Annotated in this window: 5 protein-coding genes and 2 pseudogenes; 1 reads left to right on the top strand and 6 read right to left on the bottom strand. The window is 48.3% G+C overall.

The window, feature by feature from the left end:
- Positions 1–245: 245 nt before the first annotated feature.
- Positions 246–734: pseudogene (locus AB3R30_RS26615) on the top strand (IS1 family transposase); the annotation flags it as partial.
- A gap of 63 nt (positions 735–797) precedes the next feature.
- On the opposite strand, the gene AB3R30_RS26610 reads toward AB3R30_RS26615, so the two are convergent.
- From AB3R30_RS26610 to AB3R30_RS26585, 6 genes and pseudogenes are all read right to left on the bottom strand, one after another.
- Positions 798–1,058, bottom strand: coding sequence for a transposase (locus AB3R30_RS26610; protein ID WP_458652224.1), 261 nt, complete (start codon positions 1,056–1,058; stop codon positions 798–800).
- The gene (locus AB3R30_RS26605) at positions 1,051–1,368 is read right to left on the bottom strand and encodes a transposase (protein ID WP_458652223.1); all 318 of its coding nucleotides are present in this window, start codon (positions 1,366–1,368) and stop codon (positions 1,051–1,053) included. The genes AB3R30_RS26610 and AB3R30_RS26605 overlap by 8 nt, the downstream gene beginning before the upstream one ends.
- 16 nt (positions 1,369–1,384) lie before the next feature.
- Complete coding sequence (locus tag AB3R30_RS26600) at positions 1,385–1,753, bottom strand: helix-turn-helix domain-containing protein (RefSeq protein WP_458652222.1); 369 nt, start codon at positions 1,751–1,753, stop codon at positions 1,385–1,387.
- 164 nt (positions 1,754–1,917) lie between these two features.
- Positions 1,918–2,808 (bottom strand): annotated as a pseudogene (locus tag AB3R30_RS26595) (transposase); the annotation flags it as partial.
- A gap of 29 nt (positions 2,809–2,837) precedes the next feature.
- Positions 2,838–3,104: a helix-turn-helix domain-containing protein gene (locus AB3R30_RS26590; RefSeq protein ID WP_458652225.1), complete on the bottom strand. Its 267-nt coding sequence runs from the start codon at positions 3,102–3,104 to the stop codon at positions 2,838–2,840.
- A gap of 218 nt (positions 3,105–3,322) precedes the next feature.
- Positions 3,323–5,870, bottom strand: a 2,548-nt coding sequence (locus AB3R30_RS26585; protein WP_458652221.1) for a GAF domain-containing sensor histidine kinase, incomplete at its 5' end; no start/stop codon positions are given.

The raw sequence follows: 5,870 nt of genomic DNA, 5'->3' as shown, positions 1-5,870 counted from the left end.
GTTCTCAAGAGGCTCTCATCTACCTGATGGGAGCCTCTTGTCGTTTGTAACGAGCCTATTAATCAAACAATAGCTCGAATCGAACATCCCAGAATTTGAGGTAGTGAAGTAGCAAGCGAAGCGAATGCTTCAGCATGGTTACGGATTTGGAGTAACAGAGTGTCTTCCGATACAGTCGTACTAAATAATTGGGTAGTGCTCAAGATGTAATGATGGAGAAGTAGAGTCTTTGCTGTCCTCCTACCATGCCTACCTGCCCCATTTGTGCATCCGCTAAAACGGTCAAGAACGACAGTTCATTGAACAACCAACCAAAAAAGTCATTGACCAAGCCACGCGAGAACTGTACGCCTTCGGCGGGGCGTAGCCCTATGACCGATTGCTGTTAGAGCGGATTTCTTTAGCTGGTATTGCCCGTGCTGCTCAGCTTTCTGAACAATGGCTACAAATTTACGTCAACCAGAAATATGCAAAGGTGCCCCGACAAGTGCAGGTGACACCAAAAAAAGGGGAGGCTGACGATTCAATGCGATGAATTGTGGTCATTTGTGGACAACAAGGGGAACAAGCAGTGGGTTTGGTTAGTGCTCGATGCTAACACTCGCGAGATTGTGGGTGTTTACATTGGCGCACACGATCAAGCCGCAGCCCACAAATTATGGCAATCTTTGCCTCCGCTCTATCGCCAATGTGCGATCGCCTACACCGACTTTTGGGCAGCGTATGGGGCTTTGCGAAAGTTGATTGCCAACCAATTGATGACTTGTCGATGGTGGCTTAGTTAATTACAGCAATTTTCAGATAAATAAGCCACAATGCTTGAACCAAGCGAGGGCATCATCGGCGGAAATACAGTCATTGATAATCTGGGTTAGGGCTTGGTCAAGTGCTTCACGGGTTCGGGCTTTAGCAGAACGTAGTAATTGCTTGAGCTTTGACCAGCACAACTCAATGGGTGAGAGGTCTGGAGAATAGGGAGGCAAAAATACTAGCTTTGCCCCAACCGCTTCAATTGCCGCTCGGACCGCATAGGCATGGTGAACGGGCAAATTATCCATCAAGACGATGGCTCCAATCCACAGTTGAGGAATCAGAAATCTCCTGGATATAGGCTAAGAACACCTCGGTATTAACGCTGCCGACAATGCTCATGGTGGCAATCAAGCCATCGATGCTCATGCCCCCAATTAACGAAATATTCTGTCCTTGTTTAGCGAGAGTTTTTGTATCATACAAGCGCTCACCTTTCGGAGCGCGACCATACAGACGGGTGAATCTCAAATGTATCCCGGTTTCATCAATGAATACCAGATTTCGTGGGTCTACACTGAAACTCCAAAGTCGATGAGCAAAACGCAAGTCTTTCACCCGTTGTGTTTCTTGCTCACAGGCAATCAATGTTTTTTTTGACGCTCAATTCAAGAGTTTGTACAGATCTTTGCATGGTTGATAGACTCACCTGAATACCTGTTTTCTCAGTAAAGCGCTCACATAATTCTTTTAACAAGGCATCGGGTTGAGCCGCCACTAACGCTTTGACAATCGGTAGCTGCGCGGCTCCCAATTTAGCAACCGCCCCACCTCCATGCGCTTTTGGTGCAACTGTGCCACTCTGTCGATAGTGCCGACTCAGGTCTCTGACAAAAGATAAACTGACCTTGAAGCGTTCTGCTAGTTGCCGCATTGACCCTTCTTTGGCTTGATAGGCTGCAATCACCCGTTCTCGTAAATCAACAGAAAGTGGGGCTGGCATCAGCGATGATTTCCTCTTTCACTCTATGCTTCTCAATGTATCAAAATGTGGCTTACTCAATCAAGAATCGCTGTAATTGCAAGTTTTACTCACTCAGAAATCTGTAAGATCGCGTTTCTCTAGCCAATGCTCCAGATCAGTCAAACTGGAGAAATTCAGATGGCATTGACTTGAGGCAATTGAGCATAACTCAAATTGCGTTCAATCCCTCGGACTTTGTGAGTGATGCAGCGTTGTTGTTGAGCGTTGGGCAAGGTCTTTTTCAAAGCTTTGGGTAATCCCAAAGTGCCATCACTGACCACTAATTGCACCGTCTGCGGGGTCAACCCTCATTCTATCAAATACTCAAAGAACTGGCTCCACTCGGCTTCACTTTCCTCGGTGGCAACTTCGTAGTGCAGCATTTCGTAGGAAACATCCTCCCACACTACCAAGGCTGCCAACACTACTCATTCTTCAGCCTGACGACACTGGCGTAAATGTCCTGAACGGTCTTCTTTGAAATCGTTCTGGGTGTATTGAATCTCCACCCACACCCCATCGACGATGACAATCTTTGGAGTTTGAGCAATTACGGCTAAACGACGGGTATCTAGCTGGGCTTGAACCGCCAGAGTGACTTGATTCACAGCACTACGGGAAAGAACATGTCCTATCAGAAAATATAACGCTTCTTGCAAGTCTCTCAGCGACAATCCCATCACATATAAACAACATAACCAATTGACCAGATTGCCTAGCCCCCGTTGGTAGCGCTGCAAAATTTGCCCCTCTCGTTCTTGGTTGCGTCGCCGCAGTTTGGGAACACGCAAATTGCTCTCATGAGCATACTGGGTATCCAGACCTCGTTGAAAATAACCCGAACGCCGAGGTCTATCCTCGCCCAACTTCACCAGTTCTGCCTTGACTCCTTCCTCAAGAGATGCTTCCAGCATGGTTTTGACGGCATCAAGCACCGCCTTTCGCAGAGCTTGTTCTAATGCCTCATCCAATTCAGGTTGAAAACTGCTAGCTTTGGCTCGTAGAATTTGTTGTTCTCGTTCTGCATTGTTTATGGGAGGCTGCTTGCAACACCTCCTTCTCCCTACTCTCGGCTAATTATTTCCCTCTCAGTAATGGCGAAAAAATAAAGACACTGACGAAAATGCTCTCTCATCAACTGTTGAATCCATGCCTCTTCAGTTGGACTCAAGGTTCGACCTTCGCCAAACTTGTTACCTCGCGGTTGCTGATGCAGCGCAGTTTCTCCCATTTGTTGATACGGTCGCCACCAGTGTGATACCGTTGCGCGATGCACCCCTAGATAGGCGGCAATCTCGCTCACCCGCTTGCCTTGTCCTCGTAGGCGTATCGCTTATAGACGAGAGGTCTGTTCCATAATTACTTCTGTTGATGTGGTAATCCCCAGAGTACGCGGATTTGCCCCTCATCCGATATCTTGTGTCTGCCAGTCAGGAGCTTGACCTCAGCTTTACAGGAGTGAATGAAGCTTTTGATTTTTGGGTTATTCCAAATTAGCAAGCAGTCCTCCTTCTGTTCAGAAAAACAACCTCAGCAATGTTGATGCTGTTAGGATGAGAGTCGCTCATTTCCAAGGGGGAGATGGAGGGCAAAGGCTGTTTGACCCAGGTTACTACTGGCTGAGATCGTGCCGCCCAGATACTCGGCTCGTTTTTTCACCAGAGCAAGCCCCAACCCAGTACCGCCATGTTTCCAGGGGTCATTATTAGGAACCCGATGGAACTTGTCGAATACATGAGCCAGTTCACTTGTAGGAATCTCGGTGCCAGTATTGGTTACTTGAAGTAATAGTTGGTTATCAACGACGTGTGCCGATAGAATAATTCTTTCGTGCGCGGGTGTGTACTTACAAGCATTGTGCAAGAGTTCTCTCAGGATTTTTTCTAGATACGAAACATCAATTCTAATGAACGATAATCCGATCGCAATGTCAATTGTGAGAGATTGCTGTTGCAGTCGGATTCGTTCATTGAATGCCTCTGCAACATAGGGTAGCCACTGATGCAAATCAATTTCCGTCAGCAGTAGAGGTTCGGTGCCTGCTTCCAGGCGAGATAAATCCAGCAGGTCATTAATCAGACTCGCTTCTCGGTTTCCTTCATCCTGCAAAATTTGTAGATAACGAAACACCGAATGGGTCGAGTCTGGTAACTCATCAATCTGCTTCAAGGTGATTGAAAGCATCTCAGTTGCCATTTTGATGCTGGAGATGGGGGTGCGAAGTTCGTGGGAAACCGTGCTTAAGAAGTCATCTTTCAAATAATTCAGCCTTTCAAGTTCTTTGACTTGAGCTTGAGCCGCTTGATAAAGCCGCGCTTGCCGCAGAGCGATCGCACACTGATTGGCAACTTGTTGCACCAGCCGAACTTCGAGATCATTGAAACTATGGTCACCGTGATGAGAGAGCCACAGATCTCCAATCACTCCTTGATCATCAAACACAGGACAGGCAAAGATCGTAATTTGTTTCTGTCGAACCGGACGAATGCTGTCGCGAGTGAGATGGCAGAACTGAAAACATTGACCGTGCAATAGTTGAGCATAAACATCTGGAGCATCTATCATCTGCACAATCTGACCTTGTGCTGGCGGCAGTGAATGGGTGTGTTCATACCAAATGGTGGATGTTTTTTGCTCCAGGTTGTAGAGAGCCGTGTCACAACAATCTACAGACAGCAGTTGAGTCAGTTCTTCAACTACGGTCTGCAAAATTTGGTGTTCATCCAGGCTGTCTCGAACCTTATCCGTAATGCGTTTCAAGGCTGATTCCAGATCGAGTGCCTGCTGAAGTTGAGCCGTGCGTTCTTGCACTTGCGCTTCCAGGAATAGGTTTGATTGCTGCACTTGCGCAAACAACTCAGATTGCTGGATGGCGATCGCTACTTGGGTTGCCAGTTGCTTCAACAGTCCTAATTCGGACGGCTGCCACTTGCGCGGCTGGGTACACTGGTGAGCAATCAACAATCCCCACAGTTCCGCTTTGTGCAGGATTGGAACCACCAACTTTGACTGTACGCCGATTTGCTGCAACGTCTCTGTCAGGCAAGCAGCCATTGCGTCTTGCCCAATGTCTGTAATGGCACGAACTCGTCCCTGCCGATAGAGTTCGTGGCACTCGATCGGAAACATCTCTTCGGGCAGGATCTGATCGAGCAGGGGCAACTGCCCAGAAGCAACCGCTTCATTCGTGACTGTGCCAGTGCCGTCTGAATTGACGCGGTAGGTTAGCACTCGATCGGCTTGCAAAAACTGCCGCACTTCGGAGACGGTAGTATTGAGAATGTGATGCAGATCTAACGACTGGCGAATGCGTTGAGTCATTTCGCTAATTAGATGCTCTTGGTTTGCCTGTTGTCGGAGCGTGGCTTCGGTTTGCTGACGTTGGACAATTTCATCGTGAGCCTGTTGATATAGCTCTGACTGGTGAATGGCGATCGCCGTTTGGGTAGCGACCTGTTGGAGCAACTCAACTTCAACCGTTCGCCAGTGCCGGGGCGCATCACACTGTTGGGCAACTAGCAGTCCCCACAGGTGTTCTTCGGTCACGATCGGAACGACCAGATTGGCTCTAACTTGAAGTTGGAGCAGTAGCTCGGCATGGCAAGGGGTCAACTTTGCGGCGTAAACATCTTCCACTACCTGCACCCGCCCTTGTTGATAGAGATGGAAGTAGGTTTCGGCAAAGTCACAATCGTGAATAACCGTACCTGAGATCGCCTTCCAGTCCTCACTCACCGCCTCAACCACCACGCTGCCACTGCCGTCCAGATTCAGGTGATAAATAATTACGCGATCGGTCTTGAGAATGTGCTGGATTTCAGCCACGGTGGTGTGAAGAATGTCCTCCAACTTCAACGACTGATGAATTTGTCGCGTAATTGCCGAAATGAGTTGCTCTCGCTCCGCCTGTTGCCGTAAAGCGAATTCGACAGCAGTTTTTTCCTGGATTTCTGTCTCCAAGGCGCTGTTTGCAACTACTAATGCAGCCGTGCGTTCTTGCACCCGTTGTTCCATCTCACCATAAGACCGTTGTAGGGCAGACTCCACCCGCTGGCGTTGTAATTCAGCAGCGGCTCTGGCAGCAAAAATGGTGATC

This window comes from Sivoneniella epilithica UHCC 1019, from assembly GCF_040830845.1.
GTDB lineage: Bacteria > Cyanobacteriota > Cyanobacteriia > Leptolyngbyales > Leptolyngbyaceae > ULC077BIN1.
This window is presented reverse-complemented; position numbering and strand designations above follow the sequence as displayed.